Raw genomic sequence first — 25,971 nt, forward strand, 5'->3', positions numbered from 1 at the left:
CGTCCTGTGACGACCGTCCTGTGACGGCCGTTCTGCGACTGACGGTGCACCGCTGACGCCCGCCCGGCCACGGGAGGCGGCTCAGCGGTGCACGTCGCCGGGGCTGTCCGCCGGCAGCGGGCAGGGTTCCGGCACAACGAAGCGCGCCGGGGCGTGCCACGCCCCGGCAAGATCCGCGCGAGAGCCGTCCGCGTTCCGCCCGTCCGGGTCCCAGCACTCCGCAGCCAGGGCCGCGCACCGGCCTCGGTCCCGTTGCCCGCGCACAGGACGCGTATCTCCGCGTCTCCCCGATGACGCTCCCGTCGGGATCCCCGTCGTCCTGTCGGCGACCCGCGAGGCGCCCTGCCCCGCACCCCACGGTCGTACGACTCCCCACTCATCCCACCGACGCACCACCAGGGAAGGGCCTTCCGAAGATGTTTGACGCCGAGTCGGACCGGACCTCCGCTGCCGGGACACCCGTCACCGGCGGGCAATCCGGCATCTGGCTTGCCCAGCAGATCGAGCCGGAGAGCACGGCCTACAACATCTCGTTCGCCCTGGAACTGCACGGCGACGTCGACCAGGCCCGTCTGGCGGCCGCCGTACGGCAGGCCGTCGAGGAGGCGGAGGCCCTGCACGTCCGCGTCACGGCCGAGAACGGCGCCCCACGGCAGACCGTCGAGCGGATGCCCGTCGACGTGCCCGTCGTCGACTTCCGAGGCGAGCCCGACCCTGAACGGGCGGCCGCCGACTGGATGGAGGCCGACCGCGACCGGACCGTCGACCTCGCGGCCGGGCAGCTGTTCGTCCAGGCGGTGCTCCGGCTCGCGGACGACCGTGCGCTCTGGTACCAGCGTTATCACCACATCCTCGTCGACGGCATGGGTGTCGCGCTCCTCACCCGCCGGGTGGGCGAGCTCTACAGCGCGGGCGAACAGGCTCCCGCTGCCCCCGACTGGGCGCTGGCCCGCCTGGTCGCCGCCGACCAGGCGTACCGCGGCTCCGAGCAGCACCAGGCGGACCGCGCCTACTGGCTGGACCGCATGGCCGACCGTCCGGAGCCCGTACGCCTCGTCGAACGCGCCCCCTCACTGATGACGCGGCGTCTGCGCCGCACCACGGAGCTGTCCCCGCACGAGACCGCCGCGCTGGGCGCCGCCGCCCAGAAGGCGGGCGTGCGGTCCTCCCACGTCCTGGTGGCTGCCGTGGCCGCCTACCTGCACCGGGTCAGCGGTGAGCGGGACCTCGTGCTCGGCCTGCCGGTCACCGCCCGCCGGGACGCCGTGTCGCTCGCCGTGCCGGGCATGATGTCCAACGTCGTCCCGCTGCGGGTGTCCGTCCGCCCCGGTACGACCGCAGCCGACCTGATGGCCGACGTAAGGCGCGCGGTCGGCGAAGCGGTCGAGCACGGGCGGTACCGGGCGGAGGACCTCGCCAGGGACCTCGGACTGGCCGACGGCGTGGCGGAGCTGGTCGGCCCGACCGTCAACATCCTGCCCCGCGCCCTGGACCTGCGCTTCGACGACCACACGGCCGCGCTCCACCCGACGTGGCTCGGCCCGGTCAGCGATCTGGCCTTCAGCTTCTCCGAGGCGTCGGCGGGCCACGGACTCCGCGTCCACCTCGACGCCGACGCGGACGCCTGCGACGAACCGACGTTGCGCGACCACGAGCACCGCTTCCTCCGGCTGCTGCGCTCCCTCGCCGACGACCTCGACCGCCCCGTCGGCCACATCGAACTCACCTCCGGTACCGAACGCGCCCGGCTGCTCGACGAGTTCGCCGTGGCACCGCGCGAGGTGCCCGAGCTGTCCTGGCCCGCCGCGTTCGAGGAGCAGGTCCGCCGCTCGCCCGACGCCGTCGCGCTGGTGTGCGAGGACCGGGAGCTGTCGTACGCCGAGCTCAACGCCGCCGCCAACCGTCTCGCCCGGCTCCTCGCCTCCCGCGGCGTGGGCGCCGAGGACGTCGTCGCCGTGGCCCTTCCCCGCTCGCCCGAACTCGTCGTCGCCCTGCTCGCGGTGATGAAGGCCGGGGCGGCCTACCTGCCGCTGGACGCCGATCATCCCCAGGACCGGATCGCCTACATGCTGTCCGACGCCGGGGCGCGCACCGTCGTCACCGTGCGCGAACTCGCCGCCGAACTCCCCGAGATGCCCGGTCTCGCCCAGGTGCTGCTCGACGATCCGGCCACGGCGGACGAACGCGCCGCACTGGACGGTGCGGACCTCGGACCGCCGATCGCCTTGGACCGGGCCGCGTACGTCATCTACACCTCCGGCTCCACCGGCCGCCCGAAGGGCGTCGTCGTCACCCACGACGGCGTCGGCAGCCTCATCGCCACGGCCACCGACCGGATCGGGGTCGACGCCACCAGCCGGGTCGTGCAGTTCGCGTCCGTCGGCTTCGACGTGACGGTCTGGGACCTGATCATGTCGCTGTGCGTGGGCGGCCGGATCATCGTCGTCCCCGCCGAACGCCGGGTCGCCGGTCCCGCCCTGACCGAGTACATCGCCCGGCACCGCGCCACCCACATGATCCTGCCGCCGTCGCTGGTCTCGGCGCTGCCGCAGGACTGCGAGCTGCCCGAGGGCGCCGTCCTGATCGTCGGCACCGAGGCGGTGCCGAGCGAGCTGATCGCCCGCTGGTCCGGGCGGCTGAGGGTCGTCGTCGCCTACGGGCTCACCGAGGCGACGGTCAACTCCACCCTGTGGCTCGCGAACACCGAGCGGCCGGGCCCCGCACCGATCGGCCGGCCCGACCCCAACACCCGCGCGTACGTCCTCGACTCGGCCCTGCGCCCCGTACCCGTGGGCGCCGAGGGGGAGTTGTACGTCGCCGGACGCGGCCTGGCCCGCGGCTACCTGGGCCGGCCCGGGCTGACCTCCGAGCGGTTCGTCGCCGACCCGTTCGGCGCGCCCGGCGGCCGGATGTACCGCACCGGCGACCGGGTGCGCTGGGGAGCCGACGGCAACCTGGAGTTCCTGGGCCGGGCGGACGGCCAGATCAAGATACGCGGCCACCGCATCGAACCCGGCGAGATCGAGAGCGCGTTCATGGCCTGCCCCGGCATCGCCCAGGCCGCCGTCCTCGCCCGCGACGACCACCGCGGCGTGCAGCGCCTGGTCGCCTACCTCGTCGCCGAGGCGGACGGCGGGGACACCGGCGCCGCCGTGACGGCCGCGCGCGCCCACGTGGCGGACACACTGCCGGACTACATGGTGCCGTCCGCCGTCGTCGCCCTCGACGGACCGCTGCCGCTGACGCCCAACGGCAAGCTCGACAGCCGCGCCCTGCCCGAACCCCGGTGGACCGCCATGAGCGGATCCGACGCGCCGACCACCCCGGCCGAGACGGCGCTCGCCGCGCTCTTCGCGGACGTCCTCGGCCTGCCGTCGGTGGGTGTCCACGACAGCTTCTTCGAACTGGGCGGCGACAGCATCGTCGCGATCCAGCTGGTGAACCGCGCCCGCGAGGCCGGACTGGCGATCAGCCCGCGCGACGTGTTCCGGCAGCGGACCGTGGCGGCGCTCGCCCGCGCCGCAGGCCGGTCCCCAGCCCGTACGGCCCCCGCGGCCCCGGTGGAACTCGACGAAGACGCCCTGCCCGTCTCCCCGCTCCAGGAAGGCTTCTTCTTCCACGCGCAGTTCGACGACCGGGCCGCGGATCTGTACGTCGTCCAGGAACTGCTCGACCTCGCGGGCTCCGTCGACCCGGGCAGACTGCGTCAGGCGCTGCAACTGCTGCTCGACCGGCACCCCTTGCTGCGCGCCTCGTTCCGCCAGCTGCCCGGCGGCGAGGTCGTCCAGCGGCTCGCGGAGCGCGTGGCCCTGCCCTGGCGGGAGGCCGACGTGCACGGGACCGGCCTGGACGAACTGCTGGCGGCGGACCGCGCCGAGCGGTTCGACCTCGCCCGTCCGCCGCTGATGCGGGCCACCCTGATCCGGGACGGGCAGCGCCACCGGCTGCTGCTCACCCTGCACCACATCATCGCCGACGGCTGGTCCGTCTCCGTGCTGCTGCGCGAACTGCTCGCCGCCTACCGGGGCGAGGAGCTGCCGGAGCCGGCCGCCCCGCACCCCTATCTGGCCTGGCTGACCGGCCGGGACCGCGACGCCGCCCGTGAGGCGTGGCGGCAGGCCCTGTCCGGCCTGGAGGAACCGACCCGGCTGCCCGACCTCTCCGCCGCCACGGACGACGACAAGGCCGCCGCCCGGCCGGAGCACGTCGACACCCTGCTGCCCGACCGGCTCACCGCCGACCTGACCGCCTGCGCCCGCACCCACGGCCTCACCCTCAGCACCGTCGTCCACGGCCTGTGGGGCCTGCTGCTGGGCGGGCTGACCGGCAGCCAGGACGTCGTGTTCGGCACCACGGTGTCCGGGCGTACCACCGAGGTCGACGGCCTGGACTGTGCTGTCGGCCTGTTCATCAACACGATCCCGGCCCGCGTCCGCCTGCGCGCCGACGAGCCGCTGACCGAGCTGCTGCGGCGTATCCAGGACGAGCACGCGGCCCTGCTGGACCACCAGCACCTCGGCCTCGCCGACATCCAGCGGACCGTGGGCGGCGGTGAACTCTTCGACACGCTCGTCGTGTTCGAGAACCAGCCGACCGCCGACGTGACGGCCGCCCACGGTCCCGACGCGCTGTCCATCACCGGCACCGAGGTGTTCGACGCGGTGCACTACCCGCTCGCGCTCATCGTCGAGCCCGAGGACGGCCGCCTCCGCCTGCGGTTCAAGCACGACGCGGCGCGGCTCGACCAGCTGACCGTGGCCGTGCTCGCCAACCGGTTCGTGGCGCTTGTGGAAACGCTGGTGTCCGACCCCGGCCGCCTCGTCTCCCGGACCGGCCTGCTCTCCGGCCGGGAGCAGGAACGTCTCGCCGACCTCAACGCCACCGCGCACCCCGTCCCGGAGGCCACCCTCGCCTCGCTCTTCGCCGCCCAGGTGGCGCGCACCCCGCAGGCCACGGCGGTCGTCTTCGAGGGCACCGAGCTGACCTACGCCGAACTCGACCGCCGTGCCGAGGCGTTGGCCCGTCGGCTGCGGGCGCGGGGCGCGGGCCCGGAGCGGTTCGTCGCGGTCGCGGTACCGCGCTCGGCGGAGCTGATGGTCGCCCTGCTGGGCGTTCTGAAGGCGGGCGCCGCCTACCTGCCCGTCGACCTCGACTACCCCGCCGACCGGGTCGCGTTCATGCTCGGCGACTCCGGCGCACGTACCGTCGTGACCACGGCGGAGGCGGCCGGGCGGTTGCCCGAGGTGCCGGGCCTGGAGCACCTCGTGGTCGGGCACGAGGAGGATGCGCCCGACGTGCCGGGGGAGTCGGCCGGTCCCGACCACCCCGCGTATCTGATCTACACCTCCGGCTCAACCGGCCGCCCCAAGGGCGTCGTCGTCACCCACCGGGCGATCGTCAACCGGCTCGCCTGGATGCAGGGCGCGTACGGGCTGGGCGCGGACGACCGGGTGCTGCAGAAGACGCCGTCGAGCTTCGACGTGTCGGTGTGGGAGTTCTTCTGGGCGCTGGTCGAGGGCGCCACCGTCGTCCTCGCCCGCCCCGACGGCCACCGCGACCCCGCCTACCTGGCCGAGCTGATCCGCGCCGAGCGGATCACGACGATGCACTTCGTGCCGTCGATGCTGGCCGCGTTCCTCCAGGTCGCGGAGGCCGGTACGGGCACGCCGGAGTGGGCGGCGAGCCTGCGCCGCGTCTTCTGCAGCGGCGAGGCGCTCACCGGCGCGGACGCCCGCCGCTGGCGGGAGCTGACCTCCCGCGCCGGTACCGGCCGCCCGGTGCCGCTGCACAACCTCTACGGGCCCACCGAGGCGGCCGTGGACGTGACGTACTTCCCGTACGAGGGCGGCGGCGAGCTCGCCGTGCCGATCGGCCGGCCCGTGTGGAACACCCGCCTGTACGTGCTCGACGCCTTCCTGCGCCCCGTCCCCGACGGCGTCCCCGGCGAGCTGTACCTCGCGGGCGTCCAACTGGCCCGCGCCTACCACGACCGGCCGGGACTGACCGCCGAGCGGTTCGTCGCCGACCCGTTCGGCGCGCCCGGTGAGCGCATGTACCGCACCGGCGACCTGGTCCGGCGCCGCTCCGACGGAGCCGTCGAATACCTCGGCCGCACCGACCGCCAGGTCAAGATCCGCGGCAACCGCATCGAACTGGGCGAGATCGAGGCGGCGCTGGCGGGCCTGCCCGGAGTCGCCCGCGCGGCGGTGATCGTCCGCGACGGAGCCCTCGTCGGCTACGCCGTCCCCGCGCCCGGCACCGGCGCCCTGGACACCGACGCCCTGCGCGCGGCGCTCGCCGACGCGCTGCCCGCGACCATGGTGCCGTCCGCCGTCGTGGCCGTGGACGAACTGCCGCTGACGCCCAGCGGCAAGCTCGACCAGAACGCCCTGCCCGCACCGGAGGTTGCTCCCAAGGCGGGCGGACGCGCGCCGCGCGACGAGCGGGAACGCGCCCTGTGCGAGATCTTCACCGCCGTCCTCGGCATGCCGGGGATCGGCGCCGACGACGACTTCTTCGTCCTCGGCGGCGACAGCCTCACCTCCATCGCCGTCGCCACCCAGGCCCGGGAGAGGGGACTGACGATCAGCCCGCGCGACGTGTTCGAGCACCGTACGCCCGCCGCGCTCGCCGCAGCCGCAGCCGCAGCCCAGCAGGACCAGGACAGCGTGCGGCCTGCCGCCGAAGCCCCGGCCGTCACCGTCCCGGCCCCCGGCGCCGGGCAGGCCGCGGCGGCCCTGAAGGCGATGCTGGCCCAGCAGGAACAGTCCGGCGCGACGGTCGACCCCGCCCTGCGGGCCCTGCTCGACCAGCTCACCGCCGCGGCCGGAACACCGCAAGAGCCTCCCGCCCCGCTCGGCGGACTGGAACTCACCCCGGAGGAGACCGAACGCGTCGAGACCGCCGCCGGGGGATTGCCGGTCACCGACATCTGGCCGCTCTCCCCGCTCCAGGAGGGCATGTACTTCCACGCCACCTACGACACGGGCGACGCCCTCGACGTCTACCTCTCCCAGGAGACCCTGGACTTCGACCACCGCGTCGACGCCGACCGGCTGCGCGCCGCCTGCCGGACGCTGCTGGACCGCAACGCCGGTCTGCGGGCCGGATTCCTCAGCGACGGCCTGCCCCGCCCGGTGCAGTTCGTCGTGGACGGCGCCGAGATCCCCCTCGTGGTGGAGGACCTGTCCGCCCTGCCCGCCGACGAGCAGCGGACCCGGACCGCGGAGCTGCTGGCGGCAGACCGCCGACGGCGCTTCGACCTGTCCGCACCGCCGCTCGCCCGCCTGCTGCTGATCCGGCTCGGCGACGGCCGGGACCGGCTCGTCGTCACCCACCACCTCATCCTGTGGGACGGCTGGTCCGCGTGGCTGTTCCTGGAGGAACTGTTCACGCTGTACGAGCGGTCCGGCGACGCCACCGGCCTGACGGCCCCCGGCTCCTACCGCGACTACCTGGCCTGGCTGGACGAGCAGGACAACGAGGCCGCGATCGAGGCGTGGCGACGCGCGCTCGCCGGGTTCGACGAGCCGACCCTTCTCGCCCCGACCGGCCGCGACAGCGGCCCGGTGATCCCCGTCGACCTCGACTCCGTGCTGACGCAGGAGACCAGCGACCGGCTGCGCACCGCCGTACGACGGCACGGACTCACCCTGAACACCGTGCTCAACGCCGCCTGGGGACTGGTGCTCTCCGCCATGACCGGCCGCGGCGACGTCGCCTTCGGCACCGCGGTCGCCGGACGCCCCGCCGAGGTGCCGAACGTCGCCGGCATCATCGGCATGTTCCTCAACACCATCCCGGCCCGCGTCGCCCTCACCCCGCACGAGCCCCTGCTCGACCTGCTGCGGCGGATACAGTCCGAGCGCGCCGCCGTCATGCCGTACGAGTACGTCGGCCTGGGCACCCTCCAGCAGGAGACCGGCCACCGTCGCCTGTTCGACACCCTGTTCGTGCTGCGCTCGGCCGACGGCGAGGACCGCGCGGCCGAGCTGAGGCAGCGGCACGGCATCACCGACGTGTCCAACGTGGACGGCACCCACTTCCCGCTCACGCTGATCGTCACGCCGGAGACCCGGCTGCGGGTGACCCTGGCGGCCCGGCCCGACCTGTTCGACGCCGAGGACGCCACCACGATCCTCACCCGGTTCACCACCGTCCTGGAGCGCCTGACCGAAGCCCTCGCCGGTCCGGCCGCCGCCTCCGCCCGCACCGTCGGCGTCGACCTGCTCCTGCCCGCCGAGCGCGCCGCCCTGGTGGCAGGCTGGGAGACCACCCGGGACCCGGTGCCGAACGAGACCATCGCCGACATGCTCACCGCGCAGGTCGCCCGCACCCCGGACGCGGTGGCGCTGGTCTTCGGCGAACGCGCCCTCACGTACGCCGAACTGGACGCGCACATCAACCGCCTGGCCCGGCTGCTGCTCGCCCGGGGCGCGGGCCCGGAGAAGGTCGTCGCCCTCGCGCTGCCCCGGTCCATCGAGATGGTGGCCGCCCTGTTCGCCGTACTGCGCACCGGAGCCGCCTACCTCCCCCTCGACCTGGACCACCCGGCCGACCGGCTGCGCCTGATGGTCGAGGACACCGGCCCCCTGTGCCTGCTGTCCACCACCGCCGTCGCCCCGACCCTGCGCGGCCAGACGGGCCCGGTCGCACCCGAACTCCTCCTGGACGACGAGGCCGTGGCCGCCGAACTCGCCGCGCTCCCGGACGGGGAGATCACCGACGCCGAGCGCCCGGCGTTCGCGCACGACATACCGGACCGCCTGGAGTACCCGGCGTACGTCATCTACACCTCCGGCTCCACCGGCCGCCCCAAGGGCGTCGTCACCCCGTACCGGGGCCTGACGAACATGCAGCTCAACCACCAGAAGGAGATCTTCGACCCGGCCATCGCCTCGGCGGGCGGGCGACGGCTGCGCATCGCGCACACCGTGTCCTTCGCCTTCGACATGTCCTGGGAGGAGCTGCTGTGGCTCGTCGAGGGCCACGAGGTGCACGTCTGCGACGAGGAACTGCGCCGCGACGCCGAGGCCCTGGTCGCCTACTGCGACCGGCACCGCGTCGACGTGGTCAACGTGACACCCACGTACGCCCAACTCCTCATCGAGGAGGGCCTGCTCGACCGGGACGAGGCGGCCGGGAAGCACCGGCCCGCCCTGGTCCTGCTCGGCGGCGAGGCCGTGTCCGACGCGGTATGGACCAGGCTGCGCCGCACTGAAGGTGTCTACGGCTACAACCTGTACGGGCCGACCGAGTACACGATCAACACGCTCGGCGGCTCTACCACCGACAGCGCCACCCCCACCGTCGGTCTGCCGATCCGCAACACCCGCGCCTACGTCCTCGACACCATGCTGCGGCCCGTCCCGCCGGGCTGCCCCGGCGAGCTGTACATCGCGGGCACCGGCCTGGCCCGCGGCTACCACGACCGGCCCGGCCTGACCGCGGAGCGGTTCGTCGCCGACCCGTTCGGTGAGCCGGGCGAGCGGATGTACCGCACCGGTGACCTCGTACGGCAGCGTCCCGACGGCCTGCTGGACTTCCTCGGCCGCACCGACGACCAGGTCAAGATCCGCGGCTACCGCGTCGAGCTGGGCGAGATCACCACGGCGCTGTCCTCGCACCCGAAGGTGGCTCATGCCGCGGTGGTCGTGAACGAGGCGGCGGGGACGAAGCGCCTGGTCGGGTACTTCGTGCCGGAGGCCGGGGGCGAGGTCGGGGACGACCTGCTTCAGCGGCTGCGCGACCACCTCAAGGCGGGCCTGCCCGACTACATGGTCCCCTCCGCGCTCGTCGCCGTGGACACGCTGCCGCTCACCGTCAACGGCAAGCTGGACGTGCGGGCCCTGCCCGCCCCGGACTTCGCCGGTACGGGTACGAGCCGCGCGCCGCGCACGCAGCAGGAGAAGACGCTGTGCGCGCTCTTCGCCGACGTGCTCGGCCTGCCCGAGGGCAGCGTCGGCATCGACAGCGACTTCTTCGAACTGGGCGGCCATTCCCTCCTGGCCACCCGCCTGGTCAGCCGGGCCCGCACCGCGCTGGACGCCGAACTGGCGATCCGGGACCTGTTCGAGGCGCACACCGTCGCCGAACTGGTGGAGCGCGCAGCCCGCTCCGGCGGCGCCGCCCGCCCCGCACTGACGGCCGGCGAACGGCCCGACGAACTGCCGCTGTCCCACGCCCAGCAGCGACTGTGGGTCATCCAGCAGATCGAGTGCACCTCGGCCGCGTACAACTTCCCGCTGGTCATGCGGCTGCACGGCACCCTCGACGTGGACGCGTGGCGCCTGGCGCTGGCCGACGTGACGGCCCGTCACGAGGCGTTGCGCACGGTCTTCGCCGAGCGTGACGGCCAGGTGTTCCAGCGGGTGCTACCCGCCGAGGATGCGCACCCGGTGGTCGAGTGCCTCCGCGCCACCGAGGACCAGGTACCGGGCATCGTCGACGTGACGGTCAACCGGCCGTTCGACCTCGCCGCCGAACTGCCGCTGCGCGCCACGATCGTGGAGCTGGCGCCGGACGACCACGTCGTCATCCTGCTGCTGCACCACATCACCACCGACGAGTGGTCGGACCGTCCGTTCCTGCGCGACCTCGCCACCGCCTACGCGGCCCGCCTCGACACCGGCGAGGCCCCCGACTGGGAGCCGCTGCCCGTCCAGTACGCCGACTACGCGCTGTGGCAGCAGCGCCTGCTCGGCGACCCCGCCGACCCGGACAGCCTGGCCGCCCGGCAGCTGGAGTACTGGCGTACGACGCTGGACGGCGCGCCCGAGGAACTCGAACTGCCCACGGACCGACCCCGGCCCGCACGCCCGGCGTTCTCCGGCGCCGAGCTCGACATCGAGTTCGACACCGACGTCCACGAAGGGCTGAAGCGGCTCGCCCGTGAGACCGGCGCCAGCATGTTCATGGTCGTGCACGCGGCTGTCGCCGCCCTGCTGCACCGCATGGGCGCCGGGACGGACGTCCCCCTCGGCGCGCCCATCGCCGGACGCGGCGACGAGGCGCTGGACGACCTGGTCGGCTTCTTCGTCAACACCCTCGTGCTGCGCACCGACCTGAGCGGCGACCCGAGCTTCGGCGAACTGCTGGCCCGGGTCCGGGAGACCGACCTGGCCGCGTTCTCGCACGCGGACGTGCCGTTCGAGTCGGTCGTGGAGAAGCTCAACCCCACCCGGTCGCTGTCCCGCAACCCGCTGTTCCAGGTGATGGTCGGCTACCACGCCCGCACCGGCGACGGACTCGAACTGCCCGGACTCCGGGCGGAGTACGTGCCGTTCCGGGTCGGCTCGGCCAAGTTCGACCTGGTGTTCAGCTTCACCGAGCGCCTGGCCGCCGACGGCGACGAGGGCCTGCTCACCTGCCGACTGGAGTTCGCCACCGAGCTGTTCGACCAGGCGACCGCCGAGCGGATCGGCGACCGGCTCCGCAGACTCGTCGCCGCACTCGTCGCCGCGCCCGAGCGGCCCGTCTCGCAGGCGGAGATCCTCGCCGACGACGAGCGCCGACTGGTCCTGGAGGGCTTCAACGCCACCGCACGGGAGGTGGACGAGGCGTCCCTGCCCGCCCTGTTCGCCCGGCGGCTGGCCGAACGGCCCGGCGCCATCGCCGTGGTGGAGCGTTCCCGCTCGGTCACCTACGCCCAGCTGGACGCCCGCTCGAACCGCATCGCCCGGCTCCTCGCCGCGCGAGGTGTCGGTTCCGAGAGCGTCGTCGGCGTGGCTGTGCCCCGCTCGGCCGACATGGTCGCCACCGTGCTCGCCGCGCTGAAGCTGGGTGCCGCGTTCCTGCCGCTGGACCTGGCCCACCCCGCCGACCGGCTCGCGTACATGATCGGGGACTCGGGAGCGGCCCTGGTGGTCGGCGCCGAGCAGGTGGCCGGGAAGATCCCCGACGTGGCGGGCGTGGCGGTGGTACTGCTCGACGCCCCGGAAACGGCTCGTGAGCTCAATGCCTTGTCCGAGGCGCCCGTGGACGGCGACCCGGTCGCCCTGGACCAGGCCGCGTACGTGATCTACACCTCCGGTTCGACCGGTCGCCCCAAGGGCGTCGTGGTCCCGCACGAGGGCATCGCCAGCCTGGTCGCCACCGCCGTCGACCGCATGGGCCTGGAACCCGACAGCCGGGTGCTGCAGTTCGCGTCGATCGGCTTCGACGTCTTCGTCTTCGAGCTGTCGATGGCCCTGTGCCACGGCGGACGCCTCGTCCTGATCACGGACCAGGCACGGGTCGCGGGACCGGCGCTCACCGACTTCCTCGCCGACCAGCGGATCACCCACATGATCCTGCCGCCGTCCCTGGTGTCGGCCCTGCCGCCCGGCTGCGAGCTGCCCGGGGGCTCCACCGTCCTGGTCGGCACCGAGACGGTGCCGCCGGACCTGTTCGAACGCTTCGGCACCGCGGCTCACCTGATCTGCGCCTACGGACTCACCGAGGCGACGGTCAACTCCACGCTGTGGCCCTCCCGGGAGCAGGGGGGCAGGCCCTCCGGCCGCGTTCCCATCGGCCGACCGGACCCCAACACCCGCTGCTACGTCCTCGACGAGCACCTGCGGCCGGTCCCGCCGAGTGTGGCGGGGGAGCTGTACGTCTCCGGACGCGGCCTCGCCCGCGGCTACCTCGGCAAGGCAGCGCTCACCTCGGAGCGGTTCGTCGCCGACCCGTACGGCCCGCCCGGCAGCCGCATGTACCGCACCGGTGACCGCGCCCGCTGGCGGGCGGACGGCAACCTCGACTTCCTCGGCCGCGTCGACACCCAGGTGAAGGTGCGCGGCTTCCGGATCGAGCTGGGCGAGATCGAGGCCGCCCTGGCCGCACACCCGTCGGTCGCCCAGGCCGCCGTGGTGCCGGACCGCGACGGCGACATCGTCCGCCTCGTCGGCTACGCCGTCCCCGAGCGCGGGGCGGACCTCGATCACCAGGCGCTGCGCGCCCATGTCGCCGGGCTGCTGCCCGAGTACATGGTCCCCGCGCTGGTCATACCGCTCGACGGCCCGCTGCCGCTGACCCCGAACGGCAAGCTGGACCGCAGGGCCCTGCCCGCGCCGGACTGGTCGGCGATGACCGGCGACGCCCGCCCGGCCACCGCGACACAGGCCCGCCTCGCCGACGTGTTCTGCGAGATCCTGAAGCTCGACAGCGTCGGCGTGCACGACAACTTCTTCGCGCTCGGCGGTCACTCCATGGCCGCGATGCGGCTCCTCGGCCGGATCCGCGCCGAGTTCGGGGCCGAGCTGAGCGTCCGGGACGTCTTCGACGCGCTCACCGTCGCCGGTATCGCGGCCAAGCTCGACGGGGCCACGGCTGCCCGCCCCGCGTTGCGGGCCGCCGAGCGCGGGGCGGGCGACACCACCCAGATGCCGGTCGCGCCGGTCCAGCGGTGGCAGTGGGACGCGTACCGACGCGGCTGCGGCTTCGACCACGCCCTGGTGCTGCGCTCGCCGGGCGGCCTGGACGCCGACGCGCTCGCCGCGGCCCTGGCCGACGTGACGGACCGCCACGAGCCGCTGCGCACGGCGTTCACGGAGCGCGACGGCACGGTGTTCCCGCAGCCTGCCGAGGCCCCCGTCCTGGCCATGGAGCGGTGCGCCGACCTCGACGCACGGCTGACCGAACTCGCCGCCCAGGCACCGGACCTGGAGCGGGAGGCGCCCCTGCGGGCCCGGCTGCTCACCGCCGAGGACGGCAGCCAGGCGGTCCTGCTGACCCTGCACTACCTCGCGGTGGACGAGTGGTCGGTGGTGCCCCTGTTCCGCGACCTCACCACCGCGTACGCCGCCCGTACGGCGGGCCGGGCGCCCGAGTGGGAGCCGCTGCCGGTGACGTACACCGACTACGCCCACTGGGCCCGCGAGGTGCTCGGCGACCTCACCGACCCGGACAGCCGGGGCGGACAGCAACTCGCCTACTGGCGGCGGACACTGGGGGACGCCCCCCGGGAACTGGCACTGCCCGCGGACCGCCCGCGCCCCGCCACGCTCGGCGCAGCGGGTCTGGCCGCCGACCACGTCGGTTTCGTCCTCGACGAGGCCCTGCACGCGGCCGTCGACCGGCTGGCCCGGGCGACCGGCACCAGCATGTTCATGGTGCTGCACTCCGCCCTGGCGGCCCTGCTCACCGCCCACGGCACGGGCACCGACCTGCCCATCGGCACGATGGTCGCCGGCCGCACCGACGACCAACTCGCCGACCTGGTCGGCTGCTTCTTCAACACGGTCGTGCTGCGCACCGACACGGCGGGCGACCCCACCTTCGCCGAACTGCTGACCCGGGTCCGCGAGACCACGCTGAACGCCCTGGACCGTCAGGACGTCCCGTTCGACGAGGTCGTACGCGCCGCCGGCCTGCCGCCGCGAGGACCGCAGGTCATGGTCATCCACCACGAACAGGCCGACCTGGAACAGCTGGAGGGCGGCATGGGCTCCCTCCAGGCCGTACCGACCGGCTCGACGCGCGCGGAGCTGACCCTCAGCTTCTACGAACCCCGCGGCGACGGCCCGGTCCACTGCGGGCTGATCCACGCCACCGACCTGCTCGGCACCGCCAAGGCACGGCGGCTCGCCGACGAACTTCTGGCACTGCTGCGCAGCGCGGCCGCCAACCCGGAACAGCCGCTCTCGGAGCTGTTCACCGTAACGTCCACCACGTCCGTACCATCCGTACCAGCCCTACCATCCGCAGCATCCGCGAGGAGTGACAACGCATGACGACCAACCCGTTCGAGGACCCGCAGGGCCGCTTCCTGGTCCTCGTCAACGACGAGAACCAGCACTCGCTGTGGCCGTCCTTCGCCGAGGTTCCGGCCGGGTGGCGCACCGCCTTCGGCGAGGACACCCGCGAAGCCTGCCTCGCCTACGTCGAGTCCCACTGGACCGACCTGCGCCCGGCGAGCCTGGCCGCCCGGCAGGGCTGAGCCGCTGATGGCACGTCGTCGCCCGTGAGCGAACGCGCCGGGGCGCTGCCGGTCGTCGGCGGCGCCCCGGCGCGCGGTGGTTCCGGCTCAGAGGATGTTCAGGCGCGTGACCTGCGGGTCGTGGTCGGTGGGCCGGACTGCGAACTCGCTGTTGGTGTGGACGGCGTCGAAGGCGTAGCCGGCGGTGACCAGGCCGGGGAGATCAGCAGGTGGTCGAGGGCCTGGGAGTTGCCGTCGTAGCTGTAGCTGTAGCTGTAGCGGTCGCTGTCGGGCAGGGTGGCCGGGAAGTGGCGTCGCTGGTGTCCGGGCACGGGTCCTGGTACCAGAAGCCGTTCGGCCCAACCGCGGTGACCACACCGCGGACGTCATGGACGCTGGAACCGTTCAGCGGGGAGATGTGCGACGCGCCCTGGACCCGGCGGATCCGGGTCGAGGTGTGGCCGCAGGTGTCGGCCGCGTGTGCGGGGGCTGCGGAGAGCATGGTCAGCGACGCGGCGGTCAGCACCAGGGCGCTGCCGGAGGCAAGGGAGCGTACGCGGCGCGGCCCGGGCACGGGCGGGGCGAGGGCCATGAGCTGCCTTCCTGGTGAGGGTTTTCGCGCAGAGGCCGGTGGGGGCGCCGGGCGTCGGCGCCCCCACCGGTGAGGCTGGGTCAGAGGGCGGTGCGGAAGGGGCCGGTCACCTCGTAGGTGATGCCGCCGCTGCTGGAGCCGCTGGTGCCGCGCTGGGAGGAGAAGTAGAGCCGGTTCCCGGCCGGGTTGAACGCCGGGCCGCAGATCTCCGAGGAGCTCTGGCCGGTGATGCGCAGGAAGGGGGCCACGATGTCGTCCGGGGTGATGACGCAGATCTCCATGTTGCCGCCGTCCTCGGCCACATAGAGGTCGCCGACCGCGGCGCCGGTGATGTTGTCCACGCCGGTGAGCGGGGGATTGGAGGTGAGGTTGTCGTCGTAGGCGATGGCGAGGGTGTTGTTCACCGCGTTGTAGGCCCAGACGCGGTTGTCGCCCTTGGTGGTGAAGAAGCAGGTCCCGCCCTTGTAGTAGCAGCCCTCGCCGCCGCTGAACTTCTTGGTGTTCGGTACCTGGCTGCGGGTCTGGTTGCCGCCCGAGGCGCTGGGGTCGGGCACCGTGGCCCAGGACAGGGTGCCGTTGCTCTCCGTCAGCACCTGCAGGGTGCCGGAGGACAGGTCGCCCCAGGTGGTGGGGATGAACCGGTAGAAGGCGCCGTCGCTCTCGTCCTCCGTCATGTAGATGACCTCGCGGTCGGCGTCGCACGCGGCGGCCTCGTGCTTGAACCGGCCCATCGCGTCCCGCCGGACGGCCGCCTCGACGCCCCACGGGTCGGTCTCGTACACGAAGCCGCGGGTGGTCTCCTCGCAGGACAGCCAGGTGTTCCACGGGGTGTCGCCGCCGGCGCAGTTGCGGTTGGTGCCGGACAGGATGGTGTACGCGGCGGTGATCGCGCCGGTACCGGAGAACTTGATCGCGCCGACCCCGCCGCCCCGGCTGCCGACCTCGGCGTTGGAGACGTAGATCCAGCCGGTTCCGTCGGCGAAGCAGGCGCCGCCGTCCGGGGCGTTGTGCCAGGTGTGGGTGGTGCCGGACACGGTCTTGCCGGAGCGGGCGATCACCCGGCTGGTGAAGCCCGCCGGAAGCATGATTCCGTTGGCGTCGGCCGCCTGGAGGGCTCCGTACGGGCTGGGGCCGGTCCGGGCGGGATAGGCGAGGGACTCCCGGGTCATGGTGAAGCCGAAGGCCACCGAGCCGGCGCCGACGACAGCACTGCGAAGAAGGGTACGGCGATCCACTGCTACTCCTCCGTCAAAGGCGAGTAATTCCGGTGTGGTTGAGCACCGCCGACTGGTCACGGAGGAGAGTAGAAGCGTCACGTCCGGTCGATCAGGTCCCGCCGGATGAACACATTCCGGCCATCCGGCAAGCGGCTACCGCGCCGTAGTTCAGCCGCCGGACACCTGTCCAAGCGGAAAGGCCCTCGGGACATCCCGAGGGCCTCGTGCAGGCAGGTGCGGTCAGAGTTCCCCGGCCGCCTGCTCCGCCGCGGCCTCGGGCTGTCGGCGGCTGTCGGACCACGTGGCCCAGAGCGCGGCGTAGCGTCCGCCCGCCGCCACCAGTTCCTCGTGGGTGCCGGTCTCGACGACCCGGCCCTCATCGAGGACGACGACGCGGTCCGCGGTCGCGGCCTGGGGCAGGCGGTGGGCCACCATCAGGCCCGTACGGCCCTCCAGCGCCTGGAGGGCGGCGGTCTCGAGGACGCGTGCACCGGCGCTGCCCGCGTCGGCGGTGGCCTCGTCCAGGATGGCGATCGGAGGGTCGGCGAGGACCAGACGGGCCAGCGCCAGATGCTGGGTCTGGGTCACCGTCAGCCGGTGCCCGCCCTCGCCCACGACCGTGGCCAGCCCGTCGGGCAGTGCCTCCGCCCACTCCAGGGCCCCCACCTTGGCCAGGGCTGCCCGCAGTTCCTCGTCGGTGGCCTCCGGCCGGGCCAGCCGCAGGTCTTCGGCCAATGGCCCCGCGAAGACGTGGACTTCCTGGCTGATCAGCGTCACCGCGCGACGGATGCCCGCCGGGCCCAGCTCCCCGGCGTCGACCCCGCCCAGCGTTATCGAGCCGCCGGACGGCTGGTGGACGCCCGCGATCAGCTTGGCCAGCGTGGTCTTGCCCGCCCCGCTCGCGCCCACCAGGGCGACCCGTTCACCGGCGCCCACCTCCAGGTCGATCTCGCGCAGCACCGGGTGGCCGGACACGTAGGCGTAGGCGAGCGAGGACACCTTGACCGAGCCGTCCACCGCCGCGGCCCGGCCGTCGGGCTCCGGTTCCCCGGCGAGGTTCGACACGCCGACCAGGCGGGCGAGGCTGGCGCCCGCCGACTGCGCGTCGTCGAGGAGGAACAGCGCGGCGTTGACCGGGTTGAACAGGCTGTGGAAGTACAGCGCCGCCGCGGTCGCCGTGCCGATGCTCACCGAGCCGCCGTCGACCAGCAGGAAGCCGGTGACGAGGACCGCGGACAGCCCGATGAACTCGGCGAGGTTGAGCCGGGAGAAGAACCCGGTCACCGTGTGGATGCCGCGCAGCGCGAGGTCGACGGCCGCGCGCGACCGCTGCTCCAGGAGGTCCGCGTGTGCGCGGTTCAGCCGGAAGGCGCGTACGGTGCGGACGCCGCCGACACTGTCGAGGAGCTGGTGCTGGAGCGCGCCGGAGGCCACCCGGTGTTCCGCGTACACCGGGGCGGCCCGGCGCAGGTACCAGCGCACGGAGAGGACCTGGACGGGCAGGGCCAGCAGCGCGGCGAGGAGGAACCGCCAGTCCAGCACGGCGAGTCCGACGAGGGTGAGGACGATGGTGAGTGCCGAGCGGGCGAACTCCGGCAGTGCCTGGCGCACCGACTTGGTGATCATGGAGACATCGCCGGTGACCCGGGAGACCAGGTCACCCGAGCCGGCCTCCTCGACCCGCTCCAGCGGCAGCCCGAGCGCCCGCTCGACGAACCGCTCCCGCAGGGCCGCGAGCACCGTCTCGCCGAGCCGCGCCACGAGCGCGCTGCCGACCGCGGTGGCGGCACCGCGCCCCAGGGCGACCGTGATGAGCAGGATCGTCGGCAGCAGCAGGGCCTGCGTGCCCTCCTGATCCACCACCAGGTCGACGACGTGCCCGAGCAGGGGGGCCGTCAGCAGGCCGATGCCGGTGCCGACGACCAGCACGCCCATGGCCGTCACCGCGAGGAGGCGGTGGCCGTGCAGCAGGGTGCGCAGTGCGGCCAGGGTCTCGGCGCCGGTGGCGGTCGGCAGGAGGGCGCGGTGCGCGGGGCCGGCTTCGCTCATCGTCTTCCGGTTCCGTCCTTCGTCGGTCCGCTCGGCGGTGCTCACTTGGGTGTCGTACGCGGCCGTCATGCCAGGACCGCCGCACGGTAGGTCTCGTCGGCGGCGACGAGTTCGGCGTGGCTGCCGTCGGCGGTGACCGTGCCCTCGTCGAGCACCACTACCCGGTCGGTCACCGCGAGCAGTGCGGGGCTGGTGGTGACCAGGACCGTGGTGCGGCCGCGCCGGACGCCCCGCAGGCGGGCGGCGATACGGGACTCGGTCACCGTGTCCACGGCGGTGGTCGGGTCGTGCAGCACCAGCACGGGGCGGTCGGCGGCCAGGGCGCGGGCGAGCGCGACGCGCTGCCGCTGGCCGCCGGACAGGGACCGGCCGCGTTCGGCGAGCACGGTGTCCACCCCGTCGGGGAGCAGTCGGGCCACGTCGTCGGCCGCCGACGCCGTGAGGGCGGGTTCGACGTCCGCCGCGGCCGCTTCGGTTCCGGCGCGTACGTTGTCCAGGAGGCTGGTCTCGAACAGGTCCGCGTCGTGCGGGGCCACCAGGACCAGGCGGCGCAGGTCGTCGGGGTCCAGGTCGGTCAGGGGAACGCCGTCGAGTTCGATCACGCCCTCGGCCGGGTCCGTCTCCCGGGCCAGGCAGTGCAGCAGGTCGTTCGCCGCCGCCGGGTCCCTGGTCACGATGCCGGTGAGGCTTCCGGCGGCGAGGTCGAGGTCGATCCCGCGCAGCGCGCCGAGCGCGACACCACGCAGCCGGATGTTCCCGGCGACCGGGTCGGGCGGCGCGGCGCCGCCCGGCTCCACGGCGGCGGGCGCCGCCAGCACCTCGGCGATCCGGCGGGCCGAGGCGCGGCCCTGGGCGAACTCCGCGTTGACGTAGGCGAGCAGCTGGAAGGGCCCGAGGAGGAACTGGGCGAGCCCGACCGCCGCCACCAGCTCGCCGACGCTGATGGTGCCGCGCATCGCCAGGTACGCGCCGGCCAGGCCGATGGCCGCGATGAACACGCCGGTCAGGGCGAGGACGGCGCCTTCGTGCCCGGCCCGGCTGCGGGCGGCCCGCACCGCGGCGGCCAGCGAATCCTGGCTGGTGTGCCGGTACCGGGACACGGCGGCCGACTCCGCGCCCATCCCCTTCAACACGCGCAGTCCGGCGACGAGGTCGGCGGCGACGCCGGAGGCGTGGGCGGCGCGCTCCTGCTCGGTCTCGCTGCGCTGTTCCAGCGGGCGGCTGATGCGCCGGCCCAGCAGCAGCAGGGGCGGGGTGCCGAGCATGACGAGCAGGCCCAGCGGCACCGAGATACGCAGCAGCAGCACCGCGCTGACGGCGAGGGCGGCGAGGGCCGCGGCTCCGTACGGCAGCACGGTCACCGCCGCTCCCACGCGCTTGGCGTCGTTGGTGGCGATGCTGGTCAGCGCGCCCGGGAGGTGGTCCGCGTCCGCGCCGCCGCGCGGGTCGAGCACCCGGGTGCCGAGGTCGAGCCGGAGCCGGTGCGCGGCCTTCTCGCCCGCGCCCTCCGTGATCCTGGCGCCGGTCCGGTAGCACGTGGACAGGACGAGGAAGAGGGCGGCGAGGAGCAGCAGCCAGCGCAGCAGGGTGCCGGTGGAGCCGGTGGCCACGGCCTCGTCGATGATCACGCCGATGACCACGGGGACGACGGCCTCGCACGCCTGGTGGGTCATTCCGAGGAGTGACGCCGTGACGAGACGGCGGCGCTGGTCTCTGATGGCTCCTCGGAGGACAGGGCCCCCCGACGGTCCTTCGGACGGCATGCGGTACCTCCGCGGAAGGTCAGATGGTTAGGTAAGGCTACTCTAAATAACATTGACCCTCCCGCTCACCTCCAGTTAGGCTCACCTAAGTAACGCTCTGCAGTCAGCACATGTGCGCCGCCGCCAGGGGGAGTTGTAGGTGTCCGTCGAAACCCAGGCGGCGTCCGGGAGACAGGCCACCGGCCCGGTCGTGCCCGGAACCCGGCCGGCCGTGGCCGCTGTGCGCGCCACGGGCCTGCTGCTCGCCCTCGCCGCCCTGATCCTCATCGGCCTGGTCAGCGTGTGGGTGGGCACCCGAGGCATCCCGTTCACCTCGACCTGGAACCTGCTGTGGCACCCTGACGGGTCGGAAGCCTCGGTCATCATCCACGACTACCGCGTCCCCCGCACCCTCCTCGGGCTCCTCGTCGGAGTGGCCCTCGGGCTGTCCGGCGCGCTGATGCAGGCCCTGACCCGCAACCCGCTCGCCGACCCCGGTCTGCTCGGCGTGAGCCAGGGCGCCGCCACCGGCGTGGTCGCGGCCATCGCGTACCTCGGGGTCGGATCGGTCCTGGGCCAGATGTGGTTCGCGCTCGCCGGTGCGGCCGTCACGTCGGTGGTGGTCTATCTGCTGGGCTCCTCCGGGCGGAAGCTGGCCACGCCCGACCGGCTGGTCGTCGCGGGAGCGGCGGTGACGGTCGTGCTGTACGCCTTCACCTCGGCGGTGCTGCTGCTCAAGCCGCGCGCCTTCGACCAGTTCCGCTTCTGGACGGTGGGCGCCCTGACGGGCCGGTACTTCGATGTCCTGTACGTCGTCCTGCCGTTCGTCGCCGTGGGCCTGCTCCTCGCCCTGGCGCTCGCCCCGTCACTCAACGCCCTGGCCCTGGGCGACCAGGTGGGACGTGCCCTGGGCGTGAACGTCGGCCGGACCCGGGCGCTGGGCGCCGTCGCGGTGATGCTGCTGTGCGGCGCCGCCACCGCCGCGGTCGGACCCATCGGCTTCGTGGGCCTCGCCGTACCGCACGTGGCCCGCTTCATCGTCGGCCCCGACCAGCGGTGGGTGTTCGCCTACTCCATGCTGCTCGCCCCGGTGCTGCTGATCGGCGCCGACGTCCTGGGCCGGGTGCTCGGCGCGCCGGGCGAGTTGCAGGTCGGGATCGTCACCGCGTTTCTCGGCGCACCCCTGTTCATCGCGCTGTGCCGCCGTCGAAAGCTGGTCATGCTGTGAGTGCCGTACGCAAGCCGGGGACCTCCGCCACCCCGCCGACCGTCGCGCGCACCGCGAAGCCCCGGGTCGTCAGCGGGTTCGTCGTCCGCACCGGGCGAGGCGGAGTCTCGCTGCGGATCCGGGGACGCGCCGTGGCCGTGACGGCGGTGCTGCTCGCCGTGCTCGTCGTCGTCATGGGCATCACCCTGACCACCGGGGACTTCGCCCTGTCCGTCCCAGAGGTGCTGCGCGCCCTCACCGGCAACGGGGATCCCGGCGCCGACTTCATCGTCAACACCCTGCGCATGCCGCGCCTGGTGACCGCGCTGTGCGTCGGTGCGGCGCTCGCGGTCAGCGGGGGCATCCTGCAGAGCCTGACCGGCAACGCCCTCGGCAGCCCCGACGTCATCGGCTTCACCAACGGCTCCGCCGTCGGCGCGCTCGTGGTCATCATCGTGGTGCACGGCAGCATGACCCAGATCGCGCTGGGCGCGCTCATCGGCGGCCTCGCCACCGCCGCCGCGGTCTGCCTGCTCATGCTGGGGCGGGGGTTGCAGGGGTTCCGGCTGGTCGTCATCGGCATCGGCGTCAGCGCCCTGCTGCTCGCCGTCAACTCGTACCTGATCACCCGGGCGAACTTCCAGGAGGCGATCGAGGCGCAGGCGTGGCTCATCGGCAGCCTGAACAACCGCGGTTGGACCCAGGCCAACGCCATCGTCCTCGCGGTCGCCGTGCTCCTCCCGCTCGCCCTCGTACTGGCCCGCCGCCTGTCCATGGTGGAGATGGGCGACCTCACGGCGACCGCGCTCGGCGTCGACGTGGCACGCACCCGCACCGCCCTGCTCGTCATCAGCGTCGCCCTGGCCGCGTTCGCCACCGCCGTGACCGGCCCCATCCTGTTCATCGCCCTGGCCGCACCCCAGCTCGCCCGCAGGCTGACCGGCTCGTCCGGCCCGGCCCTCGTGCCCGCCGCCCTCATGGGCGCCGTCCTGCTGACCACGAGCGACCTCGCCGTACAGCGCCTCTTCGCCCCCACCCTCCTCCCCGTGGGCACGGCCACCGGCACCCTCGGCGGGCTGTACCTCATCTGGCTGCTGGTCACCGAGTCCCGAAAGAGCCGCGCATGAGCAGGAAAGAGCCACGTATGACCGCGACGAACACCCCGTCGCCCCGCCTGCGGGCCGAGCACCTGACGCTGTCGTACGACCAGCGGACCGTGGCCGACGACCTCGGCGTCGACATCCCCGACCACTCCTTCACCGTGATCGTCGGGCCCAACGCCTGCGGAAAGTCGACCCTGCTCAAGGCGTTGGCGCGGATGCTCAAACCCCGGGCGGGCCAGGTGTATCTCGACGGCGCCGCCATCGCGTCGTACCGCTCCCGCGAAGTCGCGCGCCGGCTCGGCCTGCTGCCGCAGTCGTCGACCGCGCCGGGTGGCATCACGGTGGGCGACCTGGTGGCCCGCGGACGCTACCCGCACCAGCGGCTGCTGAAGCAGTGGTCCGCCGAGGACGAGGCCGCCGTGACCGAGGCGATGCGCCAGACCGGCGTGCTCGACCTCGCCGACCGGCCCGTCGACGACCTCTCCGGCGGCCAGCGCCAGCGCGTCTGGCTCGCCATGGTGCTCGCGCAGCAGACCCCCATCCTGCTGCTCGACGAACCCACCACCTTCCTCGACATCGCGCACCAGGTCGAGGTCCTGGACCTGTGCGCCGCCCTGCACGCCCGCAAGGGACACACCGTCGTCGCGGTCCTGCACGACCTCAACCAGGCCTGCCGCTACGCCACCCACCTCATCGTGATGCGCCCCGGCGGCACGATCGCAGCCGAAGGGGACCCGGCCACCGTCATGACCGCCGACCTGGTCGAGGACGTCTTCGGCCTGCCCTGCCGGATCATCGACGACCCGGAGACCGGTACGCCGCTGATGGTGCCCGCCGCCCCCAAGCGGCCCACCCTCGACGACGCGTCCCATCAGCCCGCGACCGTGCCGGCCGACACCCAGGGAGCGCACCGCTGATGCTCTGCACCAGACTGACCAACGCCCGCTTCCTCACCATGGACCCGGACCATCCGGTCGCCCACGACCTGGGCATCTGGCACGGCCGGATCGTCGGCCTGGACGAGGCCGTGACCTCCCTGCCCGCCCGCGAGGTGATCGACCTGCAGGGCGCCACCGTGCTGCCCGGGTTCATCGACGCCCACGTGCACCTGGCCTGGACCGGCCTCAAGCAGAACACCCCGAGCATCGCGGGCCGCACGCGGATCGACGACGTGCTCGCGGTCGTCGAGGAGGCCGTCACCCGGAAGAACTCGCCCGGCGCCTGGGTGAGCATCGCCGGATACGACCAACGGGCCCTGGGCCGCCACCTGACCGCCGCCGAACTGGACAAGGTCAGCCACGGACACAAGCTGTTCGTGCTGCACGACTCCGGACACGGCTGCGTCGTCAACACCGCCGTCCTGGACCTGCTCCCCGCCGACATTCCGCACGAGAACGGCTTCCTCGCCGAGCAGGCCATGGGCGCCGCCCGCGCGCTGCGGCTGCCGTACTCCCAGGAGGAGCTGGCCGAGGCGATCGGACGCGCCGCCCGGACCTGCCTGGCCGAGGGCGTCACCGCCTGCGCCGAGGCGGGCATCGGCGGAACCCTCTTCGGCCACAGCCCGGTCGAGCTGGGCGCCTACCAACTCGCCCGCGAGAAGGGCCTGCTGCCGCTACGAGTGCAGCTCATGGTCTCCGCCGACCGGCTGAACCCGGTCGCCGCGCACGACGCCGACGGCATCCCCAAGGCCCTCGACCTCGGCCTGCGCACCGGGTTCGGCGACGACTGGCTCTCCGTGGGCGCCCTGAAGATCTACACCGACGGCGGCATGATGGCCCGTACCGCCGCCCTGAGCAGCCCCTACGAAGGGCTGGACCACACGGGCCAGTTGCAGGACGACCCGGAGACACTCGCGGACACGATCGTCGACGGCCACCTCGCCGGATGGCAGCTCGCCGTCCACGCCATCGGCGACCGCGCGGCCGACGTCGCCCTCGACGCCCTGGAACGCGCCCAGCGCCTCCGGCCCCGCCCCGGCGCCCGGCACCGCATCGAACACGCCGGTCTGATCCGCCCCGACCAGCTCCCGCGCTTCGCGCAGCTCGGCGTCAGCGCGGTCGTCCAGCCCAACTTCCTGCGCTACTTCGGCGACGACTACGCGGCGATCATGGGCGAGGAGCGGGCGCCGTGGCTGTACCGGGGGAGGGGCTTCCTCGACCACGGCATCAGCCTGGTCGGCAGCTCCGACCGGCCGGTCACGGACGGATCGCCGTTGCGGGCCGTGCAGTTCATGGTCGAGCGTGCCTCCGGGACGGGCCAGGTGATCGGCCCGGACGAGGGCATCACCATCGACGAGGCCCTGCGCGCCTACACCGTCGCGGGCGCCCACGCCTGCCACTGGGAGGACAGCGCGGGCAGCCTCACCCCGGGCAAGCGCGCCGACCTGGTCGTGCTCGGCGACGACCCCCGGCGCGTCGACACCTCCCGCATCGGCGACATCGAGGTGGTGGCGACGTACGTCGATGGCCGGGAGCCGTCCTCCCCGCACAGTGGAACCGAGGAAGGAAAGCCTTGATCACGGCCACGCCGCGCCCTGCACCGCCGCTGTCCCACGCACTCCCCGCAGCGACTCCCTCCCTGCGTCCCGCCCGCCGGGAGGACGCCACCGCACTCGCTGCCCTGTCCCGTCCGTTCGTGCACTCGGGAGCGCTGCGCGAGCGGCCCCTTTCGCTGTACACCGCCCACGCGGCCGACTTCCTCGTCGTGGAGGCCCCCGACGGCACCCTTGAGGGATGCGTCGGCCTGCGGGTTCATCTGGCCGACCCGGAGCACGACCAAGGCCCCGCGGGCGTTCTGTACAACTTCTGCGTGGCCCGGCACCGGCAGGGATGCGGAGCCGGCGCCCGGCTCCTCCACGCGGTCCTGGCGAGGGCACGCGCTCAGTCGCTGGGCGCCCTGTTCACGGCGACTACCGGCGGTGGCGGACTCTTCCTGCGACACGGGTTCGCCCCGGCGAGCGCGCGTCTGGCACCTACCGCCTGGGTGAAGTCCCTGGATCCGCGGCGCAATGCGCGGATCCTCGCCCGGGTCATGTGCCCGCCGGTCCCGGGCGTACGAGAGGGTTCTCGCTGACCCTCCTGGGGGGCCGTCTGCTTCGCCGGTACCGGCACGACGGCGGCTGGGACGACTCTCGGCCGGGGGTCGGGGTGACCAGTGCCGCCAGTT

At 73.5% G+C, this 25,971-nt stretch carries 11 protein-coding genes; 7 read left to right on the forward strand and 4 right to left on the reverse strand.

All coding sequences use genetic code 11. The annotated features are described in order from the left end of the window. The first annotated feature begins 416 nt into the window (after nucleotides 1-416). Both KWI83_RS16980 and KWI83_RS16985 read left to right on the forward strand, forming a co-directional pair. Entirely contained in the window at nucleotides 417-14,711 is a 14,295-nt protein-coding gene (locus KWI83_RS16980; protein WP_218515193.1) for a non-ribosomal peptide synthetase, read from the forward strand. Next, nucleotides 14,708-14,917, forward strand: a complete 210-nt coding sequence (locus tag KWI83_RS16985; protein WP_218515194.1) for an MbtH family protein — start codon at nucleotides 14,708-14,710, stop codon at nucleotides 14,915-14,917. Before KWI83_RS16980 ends, KWI83_RS16985 begins: the two co-directional genes overlap by 4 nt. A 98-nt stretch (nucleotides 14,918-15,015) precedes the next feature. Here KWI83_RS16985 and KWI83_RS16990 read toward each other — a convergent pair whose 3' ends face one another. From KWI83_RS16990 to KWI83_RS17005, 4 genes are all read right to left on the reverse strand, one after another. Beyond that, nucleotides 15,016-15,228, reverse strand: a complete 213-nt coding sequence (locus KWI83_RS16990; protein WP_218515195.1) for a hypothetical protein — start codon at nucleotides 15,226-15,228, stop codon at nucleotides 15,016-15,018. Between the two features lie 340 nt (nucleotides 15,229-15,568). After that, nucleotides 15,569-16,723, reverse strand: coding sequence for an alkaline phosphatase PhoX (locus KWI83_RS16995; protein WP_218515196.1), 1,155 nt, complete (start codon nucleotides 16,721-16,723; stop codon nucleotides 15,569-15,571). Between the two features lie 222 nt (nucleotides 16,724-16,945). Then, nucleotides 16,946-18,754, reverse strand: a complete 1,809-nt coding sequence (locus KWI83_RS17000; protein ID WP_218515197.1) for an ABC transporter ATP-binding protein — start codon at nucleotides 18,752-18,754, stop codon at nucleotides 16,946-16,948. 65 nt (nucleotides 18,755-18,819) lie between these two features. Beyond that, complete coding sequence (locus tag KWI83_RS17005) at nucleotides 18,820-20,517, reverse strand: ABC transporter ATP-binding protein (RefSeq protein WP_218515198.1); 1,698 nt, start codon at nucleotides 20,515-20,517, stop codon at nucleotides 18,820-18,822. Nucleotides 20,518-20,656: 139 nt separating this feature from the next. Here KWI83_RS17005 and KWI83_RS17010 point away from each other — a divergent pair, with 139 nt between their 5' ends. The 5 genes from KWI83_RS17010 to KWI83_RS17030 are packed head-to-tail and all read left to right on the forward strand — an operon-like array spanning nucleotide 20,657 to nucleotide 25,878. After that, entirely contained in the window at nucleotides 20,657-21,724 is a 1,068-nt protein-coding gene (locus tag KWI83_RS17010) for an iron ABC transporter permease (protein ID WP_218515199.1), read from the forward strand. Continuing rightward, nucleotides 21,721-22,830: an iron chelate uptake ABC transporter family permease subunit gene (locus KWI83_RS17015; RefSeq protein WP_218515200.1), complete on the forward strand. Its 1,110-nt coding sequence runs from the start codon at nucleotides 21,721-21,723 to the stop codon at nucleotides 22,828-22,830. The genes KWI83_RS17010 and KWI83_RS17015 overlap by 4 nt, the downstream gene beginning before the upstream one ends. Before the next feature lie 17 nt (nucleotides 22,831-22,847). Further along, a complete protein-coding gene (locus KWI83_RS17020; RefSeq protein WP_256362364.1) occupies nucleotides 22,848-23,723 on the forward strand; it encodes an ABC transporter ATP-binding protein in 876 nt (291 codons plus the stop codon). Continuing rightward, the gene (locus KWI83_RS17025; RefSeq protein ID WP_218515201.1) at nucleotides 23,723-25,321 is read left to right on the forward strand and encodes an amidohydrolase; all 1,599 of its coding nucleotides are present in this window, start codon (nucleotides 23,723-23,725) and stop codon (nucleotides 25,319-25,321) included. The genes KWI83_RS17020 and KWI83_RS17025 overlap by 1 nt, the downstream gene beginning before the upstream one ends. Beyond that, nucleotides 25,318-25,878: a GNAT family N-acetyltransferase gene (locus KWI83_RS17030; protein ID WP_218515202.1), complete on the forward strand. Its 561-nt coding sequence runs from the start codon at nucleotides 25,318-25,320 to the stop codon at nucleotides 25,876-25,878. The genes KWI83_RS17025 and KWI83_RS17030 overlap by 4 nt, the downstream gene beginning before the upstream one ends. Nucleotides 25,879-25,971: the final 93 nt, after the last annotated feature.

The organism is Streptomyces sp. TRM70350 (assembly GCF_019219825.1).
Taxonomy (GTDB): domain Bacteria; phylum Actinomycetota; class Actinomycetes; order Streptomycetales; family Streptomycetaceae; genus Streptomyces.

Coding starts and splice junctions, on each gene's coding strand:
- KWI83_RS16985 (WP_218515194.1), top strand. CDS start 14,708: ATGACGACCAACCCGTTCGAGGACCCGCAGGGCCGCTTCCTGGTCCTC.
- KWI83_RS17005 (WP_218515198.1), bottom strand. CDS start 20,517: ATGCCGTCCGAAGGACCGTCGGGGGGCCCTGTCCTCCGAGGAGCCATC.
- KWI83_RS16980 (WP_218515193.1), top strand. CDS start 417: ATGTTTGACGCCGAGTCGGACCGGACCTCCGCTGCCGGGACACCCGTC.
- KWI83_RS17025 (WP_218515201.1), top strand. CDS start 23,723: ATGCTCTGCACCAGACTGACCAACGCCCGCTTCCTCACCATGGACCCG.
- KWI83_RS17020 (WP_256362364.1), top strand. CDS start 22,848: ATGACCGCGACGAACACCCCGTCGCCCCGCCTGCGGGCCGAGCACCTG.
- KWI83_RS17000 (WP_218515197.1), bottom strand. CDS start 18,754: ATGAGCGAAGCCGGCCCCGCGCACCGCGCCCTCCTGCCGACCGCCACC.